At 64.9% G+C, this 17,102-nt stretch carries 13 protein-coding genes and 3 rRNA genes; 14 read left to right on the forward strand and 2 right to left on the reverse strand.

What is annotated here, in order from left to right; all coding sequences use genetic code 11:
- The first annotated feature begins 186 nt into the window (after positions 1-186).
- The 11 genes from R8G01_03095 to R8G01_03145 all read left to right on the forward strand — a co-directional run bounded on the left by R8G01_03095 (position 187) and on the right by R8G01_03145 (position 12,278).
- Positions 187-1,705: ribosomal RNA gene (locus tag R8G01_03095) — 16S ribosomal RNA — on the forward strand.
- Between the two features lie 341 nt (positions 1,706-2,046).
- Positions 2,047-5,109: ribosomal RNA gene (locus R8G01_03100) — 23S ribosomal RNA — on the forward strand.
- A gap of 59 nt (positions 5,110-5,168) precedes the next feature.
- Positions 5,169-5,285, forward strand: a 5S ribosomal RNA gene (gene rrf, locus R8G01_03105).
- The 16S, 23S and 5S rRNA genes sit together here, the layout of an rRNA operon.
- A 621-nt stretch (positions 5,286-5,906) precedes the next feature.
- The gene (locus R8G01_03110; GenBank protein MDW3212958.1) at positions 5,907-6,602 is read left to right on the forward strand and encodes a hypothetical protein; all 696 of its coding nucleotides are present in this window, start codon (positions 5,907-5,909) and stop codon (positions 6,600-6,602) included.
- A 16-nt stretch (positions 6,603-6,618) separates the two neighbouring features.
- The gene (locus tag R8G01_03115) at positions 6,619-7,050 is read left to right on the forward strand and encodes an NUDIX domain-containing protein (GenBank protein ID MDW3212959.1); all 432 of its coding nucleotides are present in this window, start codon (positions 6,619-6,621) and stop codon (positions 7,048-7,050) included.
- Entirely contained in the window at positions 7,043-8,341 is a 1,299-nt protein-coding gene (locus R8G01_03120) for a replication-associated recombination protein A (GenBank protein ID MDW3212960.1), read from the forward strand. Before R8G01_03115 ends, R8G01_03120 begins: the two co-directional genes overlap by 8 nt.
- A complete protein-coding gene (locus tag R8G01_03125) occupies positions 8,338-8,760 on the forward strand; it encodes a DUF948 domain-containing protein (protein MDW3212961.1) in 423 nt (140 codons plus the stop codon). Before R8G01_03120 ends, R8G01_03125 begins: the two co-directional genes overlap by 4 nt.
- Positions 8,757-9,104 carry a hypothetical protein gene (locus R8G01_03130; protein MDW3212962.1) on the forward strand — a complete coding sequence of 116 codons (348 nt, stop codon included), beginning with the start codon at positions 8,757-8,759 and terminating at the stop codon, positions 9,102-9,104. Before R8G01_03125 ends, R8G01_03130 begins: the two co-directional genes overlap by 4 nt.
- Positions 9,101-10,519: an FAD-linked oxidase C-terminal domain-containing protein gene (locus R8G01_03135; protein MDW3212963.1), complete on the forward strand. Its 1,419-nt coding sequence runs from the start codon at positions 9,101-9,103 to the stop codon at positions 10,517-10,519. Before R8G01_03130 ends, R8G01_03135 begins: the two co-directional genes overlap by 4 nt.
- Entirely contained in the window at positions 10,510-11,382 is an 873-nt protein-coding gene (locus tag R8G01_03140; protein MDW3212964.1) for an FAD-binding protein, read from the forward strand. Before R8G01_03135 ends, R8G01_03140 begins: the two co-directional genes overlap by 10 nt.
- Entirely contained in the window at positions 11,379-12,278 is a 900-nt protein-coding gene (locus R8G01_03145; protein ID MDW3212965.1) for an aminoglycoside phosphotransferase family protein, read from the forward strand. Before R8G01_03140 ends, R8G01_03145 begins: the two co-directional genes overlap by 4 nt.
- 2 nt (positions 12,279-12,280) lie before the next feature.
- Here R8G01_03145 and R8G01_03150 read toward each other — a convergent pair whose 3' ends face one another.
- Positions 12,281-13,090, reverse strand: coding sequence for a DNA-formamidopyrimidine glycosylase family protein (locus tag R8G01_03150; GenBank protein MDW3212966.1), 810 nt, complete (start codon positions 13,088-13,090; stop codon positions 12,281-12,283).
- A 28-nt stretch (positions 13,091-13,118) separates the two neighbouring features.
- Here R8G01_03150 and R8G01_03155 point away from each other — a divergent pair, with 28 nt between their 5' ends.
- Both R8G01_03155 and R8G01_03160 read left to right on the forward strand, forming a co-directional pair.
- Positions 13,119-14,282 carry a (Fe-S)-binding protein gene (locus R8G01_03155; protein MDW3212967.1) on the forward strand — a complete coding sequence of 388 codons (1,164 nt, stop codon included), beginning with the start codon at positions 13,119-13,121 and terminating at the stop codon, positions 14,280-14,282.
- On the forward strand, positions 14,279-14,476 hold the full coding sequence (locus tag R8G01_03160; GenBank protein MDW3212968.1) for a hypothetical protein: 198 nt from the start codon (positions 14,279-14,281) through the stop codon (positions 14,474-14,476). The genes R8G01_03155 and R8G01_03160 overlap by 4 nt, the downstream gene beginning before the upstream one ends.
- Positions 14,477-14,480: 4 nt before the next feature.
- Here the strand turns inward: R8G01_03160 and R8G01_03165 are convergent, their stop codons facing one another.
- Complete coding sequence (locus R8G01_03165) at positions 14,481-15,503, reverse strand: TIGR00730 family Rossman fold protein (GenBank protein MDW3212969.1); 1,023 nt, start codon at positions 15,501-15,503, stop codon at positions 14,481-14,483.
- Here R8G01_03165 and R8G01_03170 point away from each other — a divergent pair.
- The gene (locus tag R8G01_03170) at positions 15,502-17,091 is read left to right on the forward strand and encodes a molybdopterin-dependent oxidoreductase (GenBank protein MDW3212970.1); all 1,590 of its coding nucleotides are present in this window, start codon (positions 15,502-15,504) and stop codon (positions 17,089-17,091) included. The two genes, R8G01_03165 and R8G01_03170, sit on opposite strands and share 2 nt — an antisense overlap.
- Positions 17,092-17,102: the final 11 nt, after the last annotated feature.

Raw genomic sequence — 17,102 nt, forward strand, 5'->3', positions numbered from 1 at the left:
ACGTCAGGGCGAACACCTTCGGGTGATCGTGAGATGGACCTGCTTGTCAATTCAGTCGCCGACATACCCTTGTCGGTGACAAAACTAATACGTCAGAGATCGTGGTCACCGAATATTCCAATCGGCCCACGCTCGACACTCAATCGTTCCGATCTGGAGGCAACCGCCGAAAGTGACGACACGTTTTTGTTGGAGAGTTTGATCCTGGCTCAGGACGAACGCTGGCGGCACGCTTAACACATGCAAGTCGAACGAGGTCCATGGAGCTTGCTCCGGAAGACCTAGTGGCGAACGGGTGCGTAACACGTGAGAAACCTGCCCTGAACTTGGGAATAACAGTCGGAAACGACTGCTAATACCGAATACCTTCACGACGTCGCATGGCGATGTGAAGAAAGCTTTATGCGGTTTAGGAGGGTCTCGCGGCCTATCAGCTTGTTGGTGAGGTAACGGCTCACCAAGGCATCGACGGGTAGCTGGTCTGAGAGGATGATCAGCCACACTGGGACTGAGACACGGCCCAGACTCCTACGGGAGGCAGCAGTGGGGAATATTGCACAATGGGCGCAAGCCTGATGCAGCGATGCCGCGTGCGGGATGAAGGCCCTAGGGTTGTAAACCGCTTTCAGTAGGGAAGAAAATGACGGTACCTACAGAAGAAGGTGCGGCCAACTACGTGCCAGCAGCCGCGGTGACACGTAGGCACCAAGCGTTGTCCGGATTTATTGGGCGTAAAGAGCTCGTAGGCGGTTCAGTTAGTCGGGTGTGAAAACTCTGGGCTCAACCCAGAGACGCCACCCGATACTGCTGTGACTAGAGTACGGTAGGGGAGTGGGGAATTCCTGGTGTAGCGGTGAAATGCGCAGATATCAGGAGGAACACCAGTGGCGAAGGCGCCACTCTGGGCCGTAACTGACGCTGAGGAGCGAAAGCATGGGTAGCAAACAGGATTAGATACCCTGGTAGTCCATGCCGTAAACGTTGGGCACTAGGTGTGGGTCTCAACCAACGAGATCCGCGCCGTCGCTAACGCATTAAGTGCCCCGCCTGGGGAGTACGGTCGCAAGACTAAAACTCAAAGGAATTGACGGGGGCCCGCACAAGCAGCGGAGCGTGTTGCTTAATTCGATGCAACGCGAAGAACCTTACCTGGGTTTGACATGTAGAGAAAAGCTCTAGAGATAGGGTGTCCTTCGGGGCTCTACACAGGTGGTGCATGGCTGTCGTCAGCTCGTGTCGTGAGATGTTGGGTTAAGTCCCGCAACGAGCGCAACCCTTATCCTGTGTTGCCAGCATTTAGTTGGGGACTCGCAGGAGACTGCCGGGGTCAACTCGGAGGAAGGTGGGGATGACGTCAAGTCATCATGCCCCTTATGCCCAGGGCTGCAAACACGCTACAATGGCCGGTACAGAGGGCTGCGATCCCGCGAGGGTGAGCGAATCCCACAAAGCCGGTCTCAGTTCGGATTGGAGTCTGCAACTCGACTCCATGAAGCCGGAGTTGCTAGTAATCCTGGATCAGCACGCCAGGGTGAATACGTTCCCGGGCCTTGTACACACCGCCCGTCACACCACGAAAGTCGGTAACACCCGAAGCCGGTGGCCCAACTCGCAAGAGAGGGAGCCGTCGAAGGTGGGATCGGTGATTGGGGTGAAGTCGTAACAAGGTAGCCGTACCGGAAGGTGCGGCTGGATCACCTCCTTTCTAAGGAGTGCTTTCCTGTCTGTAGGTCGTCATCAGCACGGCCCAGATGGGACACTACCTAGTTGGTGCACTGGCTGGCTGTCGTTCAACCGACCTCGAGGTCGTTAGGGATTCGGTCCCTCCCTCGAGCAACGTTCAGCGACCGTTACCGTCTTCTCTTCCGTTTTGAGGGAGTCATTCCTCAACGACGCCGCTGCGTCGAGCCGGCTTTCGGGCCGAGCTCCGTATGCGTCACGTCGCACCTTGAGAACTGCAGAGCAAGCACGAGCATCTGATCTCTCTTCGGAGAGATCGAATGAAGTACAAACAATTTTGTTTGAACGATCGAAATGTAATAAGAATTCCAAGCTACAAAGAGCCAACGGTGGATGCCTTGGCGCCAAGAACCGATGAAAGACGTGAGTGACTGCGAAAAGCTCCGGGGAGCCGTCTACTAGGCCTCGATCCGGAGATCTCTGAATGGGGAAACCCACCACTCGTCATGGAGTGGTACCCCGGTCTGAATACATAGGGCCGGTGGAGGGAACGACGGGAATTGAAACATCTCAGTACCGTCAGGAAAGGAAAGCAACCGCGACACCCTTAGTAGCGGCGAGCGAAGAGGGTAGAGACTAAACCGTATCAGTGCCAAGCCTAGCGGCGTTGCTGATGCGGGGTCGTGGGACCAGTAGTGTGAACGCTAGATCACACACGGAGTTACCAAGTTGCTGTGTAGAAGAACACACCTGGAAAGGTGGGCCGGAGTGGGTAACAGCCCCGTATTCGAAACACAAGCAACCTCCGACTGTCATCCCAAGTAGCGCCGGGACCGAGCAAACCGGCGTGAATCTGCGGGGACCACCCCGTAAGTCTAAGTATTCCTTGGCGACCGATAGTGAACCAGTACCGTGAGGGAAAGGTGAAAAGTACCCCGGGAGGGGAGTGAAATAGTACCTGAAACCGTTGGTTTACAAGCAGTTAGAGCGTCGTCATACCTTCGGGTATGGCCGCGATAGCGTGCCTTTTGAAGAATGAGCCTGCGAGTTACGGTATGTGGCAAGGTTAACCAGTGATGGGAAGCCGAAGCGAAAGCGAGTCTGAATAGGGCGTTGAGTCGCATGCTGTAGACCCGAAGCCAAGTGATCTATGCATGGCCAGGTTGAAGCGAAGGTAAGACTTCGTGGAGGACCGAACCCACGTTGGTTGAAAACAGCGGGGATGAGCTGTGTATAGGGGTGAAAGGCTAATCAAACTTGGCGATAGCTGGTTCTCCTCGAAATGCATCTAGGTGCAGCGTTGCATGTTCAGTACCGGAGGTAGAGCACTGATTGGGCTAGGGGGCCTACAAGCTTACCGAACTCAGTCAAACTCCGAATGCCGGTACTCCAGAGTGCAGCAGTGAGACTACGAGGGATGAGCTTCGTTAGTCGAAAGGGAAACAGCCCAGACCATCAGCTAAGGTCCCAAAATCTGTACTAAGTGGTAAACGATGTGGGATTGCTTAGACAGCCAGGAGGTTGGCTTAGAAGCAGCCACCCTTGAAAGAGTGCGTAATAGCTCACTGGTCGAGTGATCCTGCGCGGACAATGTAACGGGGCTAAGTACAGTACCGAAGCTATGGGTTCGTACGTAAGTACGAGCGGTAGAGGAGCGTCGATGTTGCAGTGAAGCCGGCCCGTAAGGGTCCTGTGGAGCGGCATCGAGTGAGAATGCAGGCATGAGTAGCGAGAGAGGGGTGAGAAACCCCTCCGCCGTAAGCCCAAGGTTTCCTGGGGAAGGCTAATCCCCCCAGGGTAAGTCGGGAGCTAAGGCGAGGCCGAAAGGCGTAGTCGATGCACAACTGGTTAATATTCCAGTACCACCGTGTCCGCGCCAAGCCCAAGAGGGGCAACGTTGGGGCTGTTCACCTTCGGGTGAGCGAACCGACCGAGACCCTGGCGGGTAGCTGAAGGGGGACGCAGGAGGGTAGGTGAACCGGGGCGATGGTAGACCCCGGGTAAGCGTGTAGGCGGATTCCGATGAGAGTTGGAGTCGTAACGCTGAGACGCGATGCCGAGACACAAGTCGAAGTCACTGATCCCATGCTGCCAAGAAAATCCCAGCAGCGAGTTGACACGGTGCCCGTACCCCAAACCAACACAGGTGGGCGGGTAGAGAATACCAAGGCGATCGGGAGAACTATGGTTAAGGAACTCGGCAAATTGCATCCGTAACTTCGGGAGAAGGATGACCCTTTCTGGTGACGAGATTTACTCTCCAAGCTGGCGAGGGTGGCACAGACCAGGGGGTAGCGACTGTTTACCAAAAACACAGCAGCGTGCGAAGCCGTAAGGCGCTGTATACGCTGTGACGCCTGCCCAATGCTGGAAGGTCACGGGGAACGGTTAGTTCTTTTGAGCGAAGCTGTGAACCTAAGCCCCAGTGAATGGCGGCCGTAACTATAACGGTCCTAAGGTAGCGAAATTCCTTGTCGGGTAAGTTCCGACCTGCACGAATGGCGTAACGACTTCCCCACTGTCTCAACCATAGACCCGGCGAAATTGAAGTACGAGTAAAGATGCTCGTTAGCTGCGGAAGGACGGAAAGACCCCGTGAACCTTTACTATAACTTGGTGTTGAGTCTTGAACTGCGTTGTGTAGGATAGGTGGGAGACTTGGAAGCATTGGCGCCAGCCAGTGTGGAGTCGTCGTTGAAATACCACCCTGCGTATTTTGGGGCTCTAACTTTGGTCCATTACCTGGATCAGGGACAGCGCCAGGCGGGTAGTTTGACTGGGGCGGTCGCCTCCTAAAAAGTAACGGAGGCGCCCAAAGGTTCCCTCAGGCTGGTTGGCAATCAGCCGTCGAGTGCAATGACACAAGGGAGCTTGACTGCGAGACCTACAAGTCGAGCAGGTACGAAAGTAGGGCATAGTGACCCGGCCATCGCTTGTGGAAGCGTGGTCGCTCAACGGATAAAAGGTACTCCGGGGATAACAGGCTAATCTTTCCCAAGAGTCCATATCGACGGAAAGGTTTGGCACCTCGATGTCGGCTCATCGCATCCTGGGGCTGAAGCAGGTCCCAAGGGTTGGGCTGTTCGCCCATTAAAGCGGTACGCGAGCTGGGTTCAGAACGTCGTGAGACAGTTCGGTCCCTATCCTCCGCAGCCGAAGGAAGATTGACGAAGGCTATCCCTAGTACGAGAGGACCGGGATGGACGGAGCTCTGGTGTGTCTGTTGTCCTGCCAAGGGCATGGCAGATTAGCCACCTCCGGAAGGGATAACCGCTGAAAGCATCTAAGTGGGAAACCCGTTCGAAGATGAGTCTTCCCATACCACAAGGTAGTAAGGCCCGTGGCGAGACCACCACGTTGATAGGCCGGAGGTGTAAGCGTGGCAACACGTTCAGCCGACCGGTACTAATCGGCCGAGGGCTTGGATCTTATACATTCGCTCGTGCTTGCTCTGGAGTCCTTTGGGTGCGCCCAATTGACAACAAGTTTCCGGTGGCCATAGCGAGAGGGTCACACCCGTTCCCATCCCGAACACGGAAGTTAAGCCTCTCAGCGCCGATGGTACTTGGGGAGAGATCCCCTGGGAGAGTAGGTCGCCGCCGGATTTCATCGAACAACAAGCGTCACCCTTCGGGGTGGCGCTTGTTGGCGTTTTCGGCCCGGTTTGTGCACAGCGCGGCGGACGTGGGGCCGAGCGGTGCCGGGACGCCCACGTCGGTGACCGAGGCGCCGCCGCGACCGAGGGGAACGCACGCGTGGGCGCCGTAGCATGGACCGCCATGTCTGAGGATCGTCCACGTCGCCCGCGCCCCGGCGGATCATCCGGTCCGCGACGCGGCTCGGGTCCGAACAAGGGGCGGGGTCGCCCGGCTCGTGGGTCGTCCGATGACCGTCGCGACGGCCGGTCCGGCCGACCCGGCCGAGGCAGTGACGGCAAGCCGGCGTCGCGAGGCGCCACCGGTGGCCGGCGGTCCGACGACAGCCGTGGTGGGCGATCGGACGGACGGCCCGCTGGACGTTCGGGCGGGCCCGGCGGTCAACGGCGGCGTACCGTCGGTCAGCGACGCGAGGAGTACGGCGGCCGCCCCGAGCCGCGGACGGAGGCCGAACGTCGCGCCGAGGAGGTCCGAAAGCGTCGTGGGCCACGCCGCACCGAGCGGACGCCGGAACTCGAGCGCGAGCAGATCGAGTCACGTGAGACCGAGCAGTGGATCGACGAAGGTTCGGTGCGCGACGCCGCGCTCGGGGCCACCCAGCGCGGTGGTGCCTCCGAGCGCGACCGTCCGGCCCCCGAGGTGGATCCCGAGGTGGTCGCGGAGATCCATGAGGCGCTCGACCCCCAGCGTGCTGCACGATTGTCGGAGCGGCTCGCCTCGGCCTCGGCCGCGCTCGATCGTGAGCGCTACGACGAAGCCCGACGGATGGTCACCCCACTCGTGCGCGAGCTGCCGCAGGTGGCCGCCGTGCACGAGGTGAACGCCCTCGCGAACTACCGCACCGGTCGTTGGCGTCAGGCTGCGCAATCGCTCGAGCTCGCTCGTCAACTGAAGCCCGACCCGACACTGTTGCCGGTACTCGCCGACTGCTACCGCGCGCTCAAGCGCTGGGACGACGTCGACACGGTCTGGCGCGACGTCAAGGCGGCTTCGCCGCAGCACGACGTGATGGCCGAGGCCCGCATCGTGGTCGCCGGCGCCTACGCCGATCGCGGCGACCTGGCGGCGGCGATCGCTCTGATGGAGCCGGCTCAACAACCGCCCAAGCGCGTGCGCACCCACCACCTTCGTCAGTGGTACGTGTTGGCGGATCTCTACGATCGGGCGGGCGACACGGTGTCGGCGACCAGGTGGTTCCGACAGATCGCCGACCGAGAGGCGAACTTCGCCGACGTGCGTGATCGGCTCCGCAGTCTCGGCCGCTGAGTACGATCGGCCTCCTATGACGAAGCCGCATCTCCGAGCCGGCGTGGTCGCTGCCGTGCGTCGGAGCGACGGTCGGTTGCTCGCGTTCGAGCGCAGCGACTTGTCGGGGGAGTGGCAGTTACCGCAGGGCGGGATCGAGAGCGGCGAGACGCCCGAGGAGGCCGCCTGGCGTGAACTCCACGAAGAGACCGGGCTCGACGCGAGTCAGGTCGCCCTGGTCGAGGAGTACGAGGGATGGACCGCGTACCTGTGGCCCGAACCGATGCGGAAGGGCTCCCGGCTGGGTCAGGCACACCGGTGGTTCTTCTTCGAGCCGATCGTCGACCCCCTGACGCCGACGCCCGACGGCTCGGAGTTCTGCAACTGGAAGTGGATGCGGCCGGCCAGGGTGATCGACCAGGTGGTCGAGTTCCGCAAGCAGCCGTACCGGCAGGTCCTCGGTGGCTGACCTCTTCACCGCAGCCGTCGAGGAACGGCTCAGGACCACGGCACCGCTGGCAGCACGGCTCCGGCCACGGACGCTCGCCGATGTCGTCGGTCAGGAGCACCTCGTCGGTGCAGGACGGCCGCTCCGCCGGCTCGTCGAGCAGGACCGGTTGACCTCGGCGATCTTCTGGGGGCCACCGGGCACCGGCAAGACCACCCTGGCGCTGGCCGTCGCCGGATCGACCGCACGGGCGTTCGAACAGCTGTCCGCCGTGACCGCAGGCGTCAAGGACGTCCGAGAGGTGATCGAGCGCGCCCGGCAACGCCTGGGGGAGCGCAGTCAGGGAACGATCCTGTTCCTCGACGAGATCCACCGGTTCAGCAAGGCGCAACAGGACGCGCTGCTGCCGGCAGTCGAAGACGGCACCCTGACGCTGATCGGTGCGACGACGGAGAACCCGTTCTTCGAGGTCAATCCGCCGCTGCGGAGCCGGTCCACGCTGTTCCGGCTCGAGCCACTCGATGCGACGGCCATGCGCACGTTGATCGTGCGGGGGCTCGAGGCGGAAGGGGCCGCAGCGTCGGCCGACGCGACCGACCTCCTCGTCGACCGGGCCGGTGGCGACGGGCGACAGGTGCTCACATCGCTCGAGGTTGCCGTTGCGCTCGCACACCCGGGCGACGTCGAGCTCACGCACGTCGAGTCGGCACTTGGTACGAGCGCGCTGCGATACGGGCGTGACGACCACTACGACGTGGTCAGCGCGTTCATCAAATCGATGCGCGGGTCCGACCCCGATGCAGCGGTCTATTGGCTGGCCCGGATGCTCGAAGCCGGCGAAGATGCCCGCTTCATCGTCCGACGGATGGTGATCTTCGCCAGCGAAGACGTCGGCATGGCCGACCCGACCTCGCTGACCGTCGCCGTGGCCGCTGCGCAGGCGCTCGAACACGTCGGGTTGCCCGAAGCGCAACTCAACCTCGCCCAGGCAGCGGTCCACCTGGCGACGGCGCCCAAGAGCAACCGATCGGCGCTCGCGATCTGGAACGCCCGGGCGGCGATCCGCGACGGAGCGCTCGGCGAGGTGCCGACCCATCTCCGTGATGCTCATTACCAGGGGGCGAGCGCTCTGGGACACGGCGACGGGTACGACTACCCTCATGATCACGACGGCGGTTGGGTCGAGCAGCAGTACCTGCCCGACGAACTCGCCGATCGACGATGGTACGAGCCGAGCACGATCGGCTTCGAACAGGAGATTCGCGAACAGATGAACACCCGACGACACCGAACCGACGAGGCGCCGACATGACGGCCGGCGACCTGGCGATCACCCTCGCCGCACTGCTCTGCACGATCGGGTTCGCGGCGCTGATCGTGGTGCTGGTCCGCGTGCTCGACATGCTGAAGCTCCTGCGTTCGGAGGTGGCGGGTCTGCGCGATCAGACCCAGCCGCTCATCGACGAACTGCGCACGAGCGCCGTCGAGGCGCGTACGACGATGGACGAGGCCCGCACCGACCTTGCCCGCTTCGACCGGGTCCTCGGTTCGGCCGAAGCGATCAGCGATGCCGTCGACGGCTCCGGCCGGGTGGCGCGGACGGCGTTCTCCGTGCCGGCGATCAAGCTGGCCGGACTCGCGACCGGCACCAGCCGAGCGGTCCGCAAGATCCGCGGACGTGACACCGGAGCGACGCTCGTGCACGTCCCGTCCGAACGGAGGCGGGCATGAAGCGGGTCACCTGGTTCGTCACCGGCATCGCCGCCGGCGCCGCCGGAGCCAACTACGCCACCAAGAAGGTGAAGGAGACCGCGTCGCAACTGGCGCCGGCCAACGTCGCGAAGGGTGCTGCCAATCGGGTCAAGCAAGGCGGACGCCACGTCATCGACGCCGTCCGCGAGGGGCGTTCGGCGATGCATGCACGCGAAGACGAGCTCAAGGCCCGACGCGACGCACGTGTCGAACCGATCGACGATCGCCTCGAGCCAGGCGATCAGCTGCTCGTCGACGGACAACCGGTCGACGCCGGTCGTGTGATCGTGATGAAGCAGAAGCCGAAGCCACCCCAGCCGTGAATGCCCTCGTCGCCGACCTCAGGGCGGTCCTCGGTGAGCGCCGCGTCAAGACCGGCCCGAGCGAGTTGTCGCTCTACCGCAAGGATTCGTCGAACATGGCGGGGTCGACCTCGGTCGTGTGCCTGCCCGAGACCACCGCCGAGGTGCAGGCGTGTGTCCGTATCGCCAATCGACACGGTGTGCCGTTCGTCCCGCGCGGGTCCGGCACCGGGCTCTCCGGCGGTGCGGTGCCGCTCGACGACGCGGTCGTGATCGCCACCAGCAAGATGGACGCGATCACGTCGATCGACGCGGTCAACCGGACGGCGTGGGTGCAACCTGGGGTGCTGAATCTCGACTTGTCGAAGCGCACCGCGCATCTCGGTCTGCACTTCGCCCCCGACCCCAGCAGCCAGCAGACCTGCTCGATCGGTGGCAACGTCGCGAACAACTCGGGTGGGCCGCACTGCCTCGCCGACGGTGTGACCGCGAGCCACATCCTCGGGGTCGAGGTCGTCTTGCCCGACGGGACGGTCACCGTACTGGGCGGGGAGGATCCCGAACCCGACGGACTCGACCTTCGTGGCGTGTTCGTCGGGAGCGAGGGCATGCTCGGCATCACCACATCGGTCTGCGTGAAGCTGACGCAGGACCCGCCCGGGGTCAAGACGATGCTGATGGACTTCGCGACGGTCGAGGACGGCGCGGCGACGGTGAGCGGCATCATCGCGGCGGGCATCGTGCCGGCAGCCGTGGAAATGATGGATCAGCTCTGTCTGGGCGCCGTCGAGGCCTACATCCACGCCGGGCTCCCGGTCGATGCGGCAGCCGCCTTGCTGGTGGAGGTCGTCGGGCTCCCCGAGGGTCTCGACGCCGAGGTCGAGCGCATCATGGAGATCGCGCGTGAACACCGGGTCGGATCCGTCAGGGTCGCCCGTGATGAAGCCGAGCGGGCGCTGCTCTGGAAGGGACGCAAGTCGGCGTTCGGGGCCATCGCCCGGATCAAGCCGAACTACTACCTGCACGACACGGTGGTGCCGCGAGCGAAGCTGCCCGAGGTGCTGACGAAGATCTACGAGATCGCGGCACGCCACGAACTCGACGTCCTGAACGTGTTCCACGCCGGTGACGGCAACCTGCACCCACTCCTCGTCTACGACGCACGCGAGCCGGGCACGGCCGAGCGGGTCCACCTCGCCGGCGAAGAGATCGTGCGTGCGTCGGTCGACGCCGGCGGCGTGTTGAGCGGCGAGCACGGCATCGGGCTGGAGAAGCGCGACTACATGCCGATGATGTTCTCCGACATCGACCTCGACGCGCAGCAGGCGCTGCGCCGGGCGTTCGACCCGCACGGTTGCTCGAATCCGGGCAAAGTGCTGCCGTCTCCCGCAGCGTGCGGTGACATCCACAGTGTGCCGGAGGGCGCATGGATCTGAGCGAGTTCGCGAACGACATCGGCGACGAACGACCGGTCTCGATCGCCGGGATGGGCACTCGGGGCGGTCCGGTCGACGGTGTGCACACGGTGATGGCGCCGTCCGGCGTCGAGTGGGTGCAGCCCGACGAGATGACCGTGCGATGTGGTGCCGGAACACCGCTCGACGAGCTCGACGCAGCGCTCGCCGTTCATGGTCAGTCGGTCGCGATCCCGCCGTCCGGCACGGTTGGCGGGGCTCTCGCCGTGGGCCAGAGCGGAATCCGCCGGCTCGGCTACGGCCCGGTCCGCGACGTACTGCTGCAGGCGCAGTACGTCGACGCTCGTGCCCGAGTCGTCAAGGCCGGCGGCCCGACCGTCAAGAACGTGAGCGGATTCGACCTCTGTCGGCTCCTGGTCGGATCGCGCGGCACACTCGGGTTCCTAGGCGACGTGATCTTGCGCACCCGACCGCGTGCCGGGTTCGAGCAGTGGTTCACGACCGACGCCGACCCGTTCGAGCTGTTCCCGAAGCTGTACCGACCGACATCGGTGTTGTGGGACGGGCACCAGACCTGGGTGCTGCTCGAGGGGCACGAGCGAGACGTCACCGGTCAGGCGACGCGGCACGGTCTCCACGCCGGGGAGCCACCTGCGGCGCTGCCGAGTGGCGGACGCTGGTCGCTGCCGCCGAGCGAGTTGCACGAACTGGTGGGTTCGGGTTCGTTCGTCGCCGAGATCGGCGTCGGCATCGTCCACCACGAGCACCCGGCTCCGGTGAAACCGGTCGACGCCGCCGTGGTCGAGCTCCATCGACGGCTGAAGCACGAGTTCGATCCGACCGGCAGGCTGAACCCCGGCGTCGAACTGGTGCCGTCTGCATGAACGGCGGTCGACCGTACGTCGACCAACGCGTCGTCGACCTCGATGCTTCGCAGCGTGTCGCCGCGACCGTGGCGGCCGGATGGGGGCTTCCCGAACCGACGCTGCTCCGGCGTGGCATGAACGCGATCTACGTCTGTGGCGACGAGGTCGTCCGCGTTGGCCGGGCGACCGCTCCCGCCGCTGCGTCGCACGCGCTCGCCGCCGTCCTCGCCGAGCACGGTGTGCCGACCACGGCCCCGGTCGTCGGACACGCGGCGGACCTCGACGGGTTCGCCGCCACCGGATGGGGACGCATCAGGGATGGGGGTGGCCCCATCGACTGGGAGGCGGTCGGGGCGGCCGTCGCCCGGATCCACACGATCGATCCATCCGAACTTCCTGCGGCCTATCCGGTTCCGTCGCCGGTCACGTTCCCCTGGTGGGACTTCGACGAAATGCTCGATTCGCTCCACGAGCACATCGACGCCGATGCTCTCGCCGGTCTCGTCCGAACGACCCGAAGCGGGCAGAACTGGCGCGACGACGTCGGGCACGGCGCCGTCGTGTGCCACGGTGACGTGCATCCCGGCAACGTGTTGGCGACGTCCGATGGTCCGGTCCTGATCGACTTCGACCTGCTCTGCTTCGCGCCCCCGGGCTGGGATCACGCCATGTTGACCACGTTCGCGAGCCGATGGGGCGGTGATGCCGACGTGTACCCGGCATTCGCCCGCGGCTACGGCCGTTCACTGGTCGACGACGACCTCACGGTGACGGTCGCGTCGCTCCGCAACGTCGCGGCCACCCTGCTGCGGGTGCGTGCGGGCGTCACCGATCCCGATGCCCGAGCCGAAGCCGAGCAGCGCCTCCGGTTCTGGCGGGGTGACCCAGCGGCGCCGCAGTGGCGCGCCCAGTAGGGCTACCGGGGCTGATCCGTCGGGCAGTAGTAGCAGGTGCGGTTGGCGACATCGAGGGTGCGGATCTCGTCACCGCACCGGATACATCGGTCGCGCTGGTAGACGTAGGTCGCTTCCTCGCGGGGGATGCGGCGGCCGCGCGGCCAGCCGATCTCGTCGCGGTCGACGGTGACGATGCGATTGGCCTTGACCCCTGCTCGGAGCATGCCGACCGCCGTCGACCAGATGCCGGCGGCGTCGTCGGCGGTGCACCGCTTCCCCGGCCGTTCGGGGTGGATGCCGTGGAGGAACAGGATCTCGGCGCGGAAGATGTTGCCGAGCCCGGCGATGACCGCTTGGTCGAGCAGGAGCGCCCCCATCGCCTTCGTGCTGCGCGTCATGCGATCGATCGCCCGCTGTGGGTCGGCGTCTCGGCGGAGCGGATCCGGTCCGAGCCGTGCGATGATCGCCGCCCGCTCGTCGGGTGGTGCCACCGTGCACGCCGTGGGCCCGCGCAGGTCGATCGTGACGGGTTCACCGCCGTCGTCGAGCGTCTGGAGCCGCATCCGGAGTGCACCGGTCGGCTCGGGGGATTCGCCACGAGTCACTCGGTACTTGCCGAACAGCCCGAGGTGCACGTGCCCGATCTCGCCCGTCGACCACCAGTAGAACAGGTGCTTGCCGTAGGCCTCGATGCGTTCGAGCGTGGCGCCGTCGATGCGTTCGGCGTCGGGGGCGAACCGACCCTGCGGGCTGCTGACGCGAATCGGACGTCCGGCGAGCAGGCGACCGTGATCACGCGCGATTCGATGGATCGTATGACCTTCCGGCATGCCGCTGCACCCTACGATGGGGCACGCGATGACCCTCCATCTCGATGCCGAAGAACTCAACACCTGTGTGGCCTGCGGGCTGTGCCTGCCCCATTGCCCGACGTTCCGGGTGACGGGGGAGGAGGCGCTGTCGCCGCGTGGCCGGATCGAGGCGATGCGAGCCGTGCAGTTGCGCGGTGCCCCCGTCGACGACGACTTCGTGTCGTTCATGTCGACGTGTGTGCAGTGCCGTGGTTGTGAGCCGGCATGCCCGAGTGGCGTCCCGTACGGTCACCTGATCGAGGGCACCCGCGAGATGCTGGCCGACGAGGGCAGGATCACGCCGTGGTGGCAGAAGATCGGCTTCCGGATGTTGGGACGGCATCGTCTGTTGCTGGCTGCGTCGTCGGCGCTGGCCGTGGGACAGCGCCTCCGGCTCGTCCCGAAGCGACTCGACCCCGGCCGTGTCCCGTTGCGACGTGGCAGGCCGATCGAGCCAACCGGTGATCAGGTCTGGCTCTACACCGGTTGCGTGATGGACGCCTGGCTGCGCGACACCCACCGGTCGACCGCCAAGGTGCTCGACGCACTCGGCGTCGGGTATGCGATCCCGAGTGCCGACGGCGCGTGCTGCGGGGCGCTGCACGTCCACGCCGGGCTCCACGACGAGTCGGTCGAGTTGGCCGTGGCCGTCATGCGGTCGATGCCGGGCGACGCGCCGATCCTCGTGAACTCGGCCGGTTGTGGCGCGGCGCTCAAGGAATACGGCACGCTGCTGGGCACCGACGGCGCTCGTCGATTCGCCGCCCGCGTGTTCGACATCCACGAGTGGATCGCGCCACGGGTCGACGAGCTCGACCTCCACAGTTCCGACACGCCGTACCTCGTCCAGGACCCGTGCCATCTGCGCCATGTGCAGCGGGCGCATCTTCCGGTCCGGACGGTCATCGAGCGAGTCGGGAGCGTGGTCGAACTCGACGACGATGGTCTGTGCTGCGGCGCCGGCGGTGCCTACTCGGCGCTGCAACCCGAGCTGGCCGGCCAGATCCGTGATCGCAAGATGGAAGCCGTCGACCGCGCCGTCGAGCAGAGCGGCGCGACTGCGCTGGTGAGCGCCAACCCGGGCTGCAGCATGCACCTCCAGCAGCTGCTCGCCGAACGTGGTGTCAGCGTCCGCCATCCGATCGACGTGCTCGCCGACGCGCTGCGATGAGCGACTACGCGACGTTCGCCGACCGCCTGCGAACGATCCTCGACGACCTCGACGAGCTGGCGTTCGACCAGTTGCGTGAGGCGGTCGCCGACGGTGCGACGAGTCGGCCGACGAGCGACAAGGAACTCGCGAAGGTCAGACGTTCGGTCGAGAAGGCCGTACGGGTGCTCGAGGCGCTCGACGACGAGGGGTGACGGGTCAGACCAGGCGGTTGAGCGCGTCGATCAGGCCGCGCAACTCGGCGAAACCGCGCTGATTGAACTTCATGACGATCCGGTCGAGGTCGAGGTGGTCGCCATCTCGCTTCTCGATGCCATAGGGCTCGGTGCGCCGGATCTCACCCGATTCGACGAGATGGGCGAAGTCGCGGTTGATCTCGGCGAGCTGGGCGTCGTCGGGCGAACGCCGCACGCGGATGATCAGATCGCTGCCGACGCTCCGGATCGAGTGATAGTTCGCGTAGAACCGGGTGACCTCGTCGACGGCGTCGTCGCACGAGTCGGTCACGCGGTACAGCGCCGTGTCGGAGGCCGACACGAGGCCGCGCGGCACCAGCTGTTGGGTGATCAGCGCATGGACCTGCTCCCAGTACGGGTCGCCTGGCGTGTCGAGGAACACGATCGGCACCGGGATGCCCTTGCCGGTCTGGGTCAGCGTCAGGAGTTCGAAGGTCTCGTCGAGCGTGCCGAATCCGCCGGGGAGGCAGATGAACGCGGCGCTCTCCTTGACCAGCATCAGCTTGCGGGTGAAGAAGTACTTCATCGCCACGTGCTTGTCGTCGTCGGCGATGATCGAGTTGGCACCCGACTCGAACGGGAGTCGGATCGAGACGCCGATGCTCTGGGCGACCCCGGCACCGTGCATGCCGGCCTCCATGATCCCCGGGCCGGCGCCGGTGACGACCATCCAGCCGGCCTCGGCGAGGCGTCGGGCGACGCGAACGGTCTGGTCGTAGAGCGGGTCGTCGGGCTTCGTACGGGCTGAACCGAAGATCGAGACCTTGGGCACACCGTGGTACGGAGCGAACATGGCGAATGCTTCGCGCATTTCGGTGACGGCGGCGCTGGCGATCTTCAGGTCGAGGAGTTCGGGTTCGTCGGTGATCAAGCCGATCACCTCGGAAACGAACCGTTCCGAGATACGAAAGTCCTTCGAAACTCCGAGCTCGCGGAGCAGGTTTGCAACGAGTTCGTCACGGCTGTTGGGCACACTGGACTCCATGGATCAAGGATTGTACGGCTCACGCTGGCACGGCATCGCGATCGGTCTCCTGTCGACCTTCGCCGGCCTCGCCGCCGCGGAGCTGATCGTCGGGCTGGTTCGCGGTGCGGTGTCGCCCGTCGTGCCCGTCGGCCAGGAGGTCATCGACATCGTCCCGCCGGCCGTCAAGGACTGGGCGATCGACTGGTTCGGTACCGCCGACAAGGCCGTACTCATCATCGGGACGCTCCTGTCGCTCGCGGTGATCGGCTCGATCGTCGGCAATCTGGCGGTCAAGGGCAACCGGTCGTCGGCCTATGCGGTGACGGCCGTCGTCGGCCTCATCGGCGTCTTCGCGGTCACGATGCGACCGGCACCCGACTTCGGCAAGATGTTGCCGCCGATCGTCGGGACGCTGGCGTCGATCGCCGTGATCTGGTGGCTGTCGCCCCGCGACATCGCTGCGCAGGGGGTCGACGACGCGCCACCCGACCCGTCGCCGACGTCGGTGCCGCGTCGTAACTTTCTGCAGGGGGCGTCCACCGTCGGACTGCTCGCGGTCATGGTCGGCGGTCTCGGGCGGGTGTTGCGAGGACGGTTCGAGGTCGGCGACGAACGGGCTGCGCTCCAGCTCCCCGAGCCGACCGACACGGTCGCCACACCTCCCCAGCCCGTCGACGGTGCCGGCGACGTGACCGACTTCGGCATCGAGGGGGTCGAGTCGTTCGTGGTCCCCAACGACGACTTCTATCGCATCGACACCGCGCTCGTCGTCCCGCAGGTCCCCAAGGACACCTGGCGGCTCCGCATCCACGGCATGGTCGACAACGAACTCGAGCTGACGTTCGCCGATCTCCTCGAACGCGAGCAGATCGAGCGGTACATCACGCTGTCGTGCGTGTCGAACGAGGTCGGTGGCGGGCTGGTCGGCAACGCGCTGTTCCAGGGTGTCCGGATGCAGGACGTGCTCGACGAAGCCGGCGTGCAGCAGGGCGCCACGCAGGTCGTCAGCCGGTCGATCGACGGTTGGACCTGCGGTTCACCGACATCGGTCATCATGGACGGCCGCGACGCGATGCTGGCGATCGCGATGAACGGCGAACCACTCCCGGCCGAACACGGCTACCCGGTCCGCCTCGTCGTGCCCGGCCTGTACGGGTACGTGTCGGCCACCAAGTGGGTCACCGAGATCGAGCTCACACGGTGGGAGGACTTCGACGGCTACTGGGTGCCTCGCGGTTGGTCGAAGGAGGGGCCGGTCAAGACGATGGCCCGCATCGACCGCCCTGGTTCGGGTCGCAGCTATGCGCCGAACGGCGACGAGGTCATCGACATCGCCGGCCTCGCCTGGGCGGTGCACCGTGGCATCTCACGCGTCGAGGTGTCGATCGACGACGGCGACTGGCGTGAGTGTGAACTCGCCGGCGTCCCGAGCGACGACACGTGGCGGCAGTGGCGGTATCGCTGGACCGACTTCACCCCGGGCGAGCACACGGTACGTGCCCGGGCCTACGACGGCGAAGGAGTGCCGCAACCCGAGGAACCGAAGTCGGTCGCCCCGGACGGTGCCCAGGGCTACCACCGGGTCAGATTCGACGTCGACGCCTGATCGGCCGGCGC

It is taken from the genome of Ilumatobacteraceae bacterium (assembly GCA_033344875.1).
Taxonomy (GTDB): Bacteria; Actinomycetota; Acidimicrobiia; order Acidimicrobiales; family Ilumatobacteraceae; genus Ilumatobacter.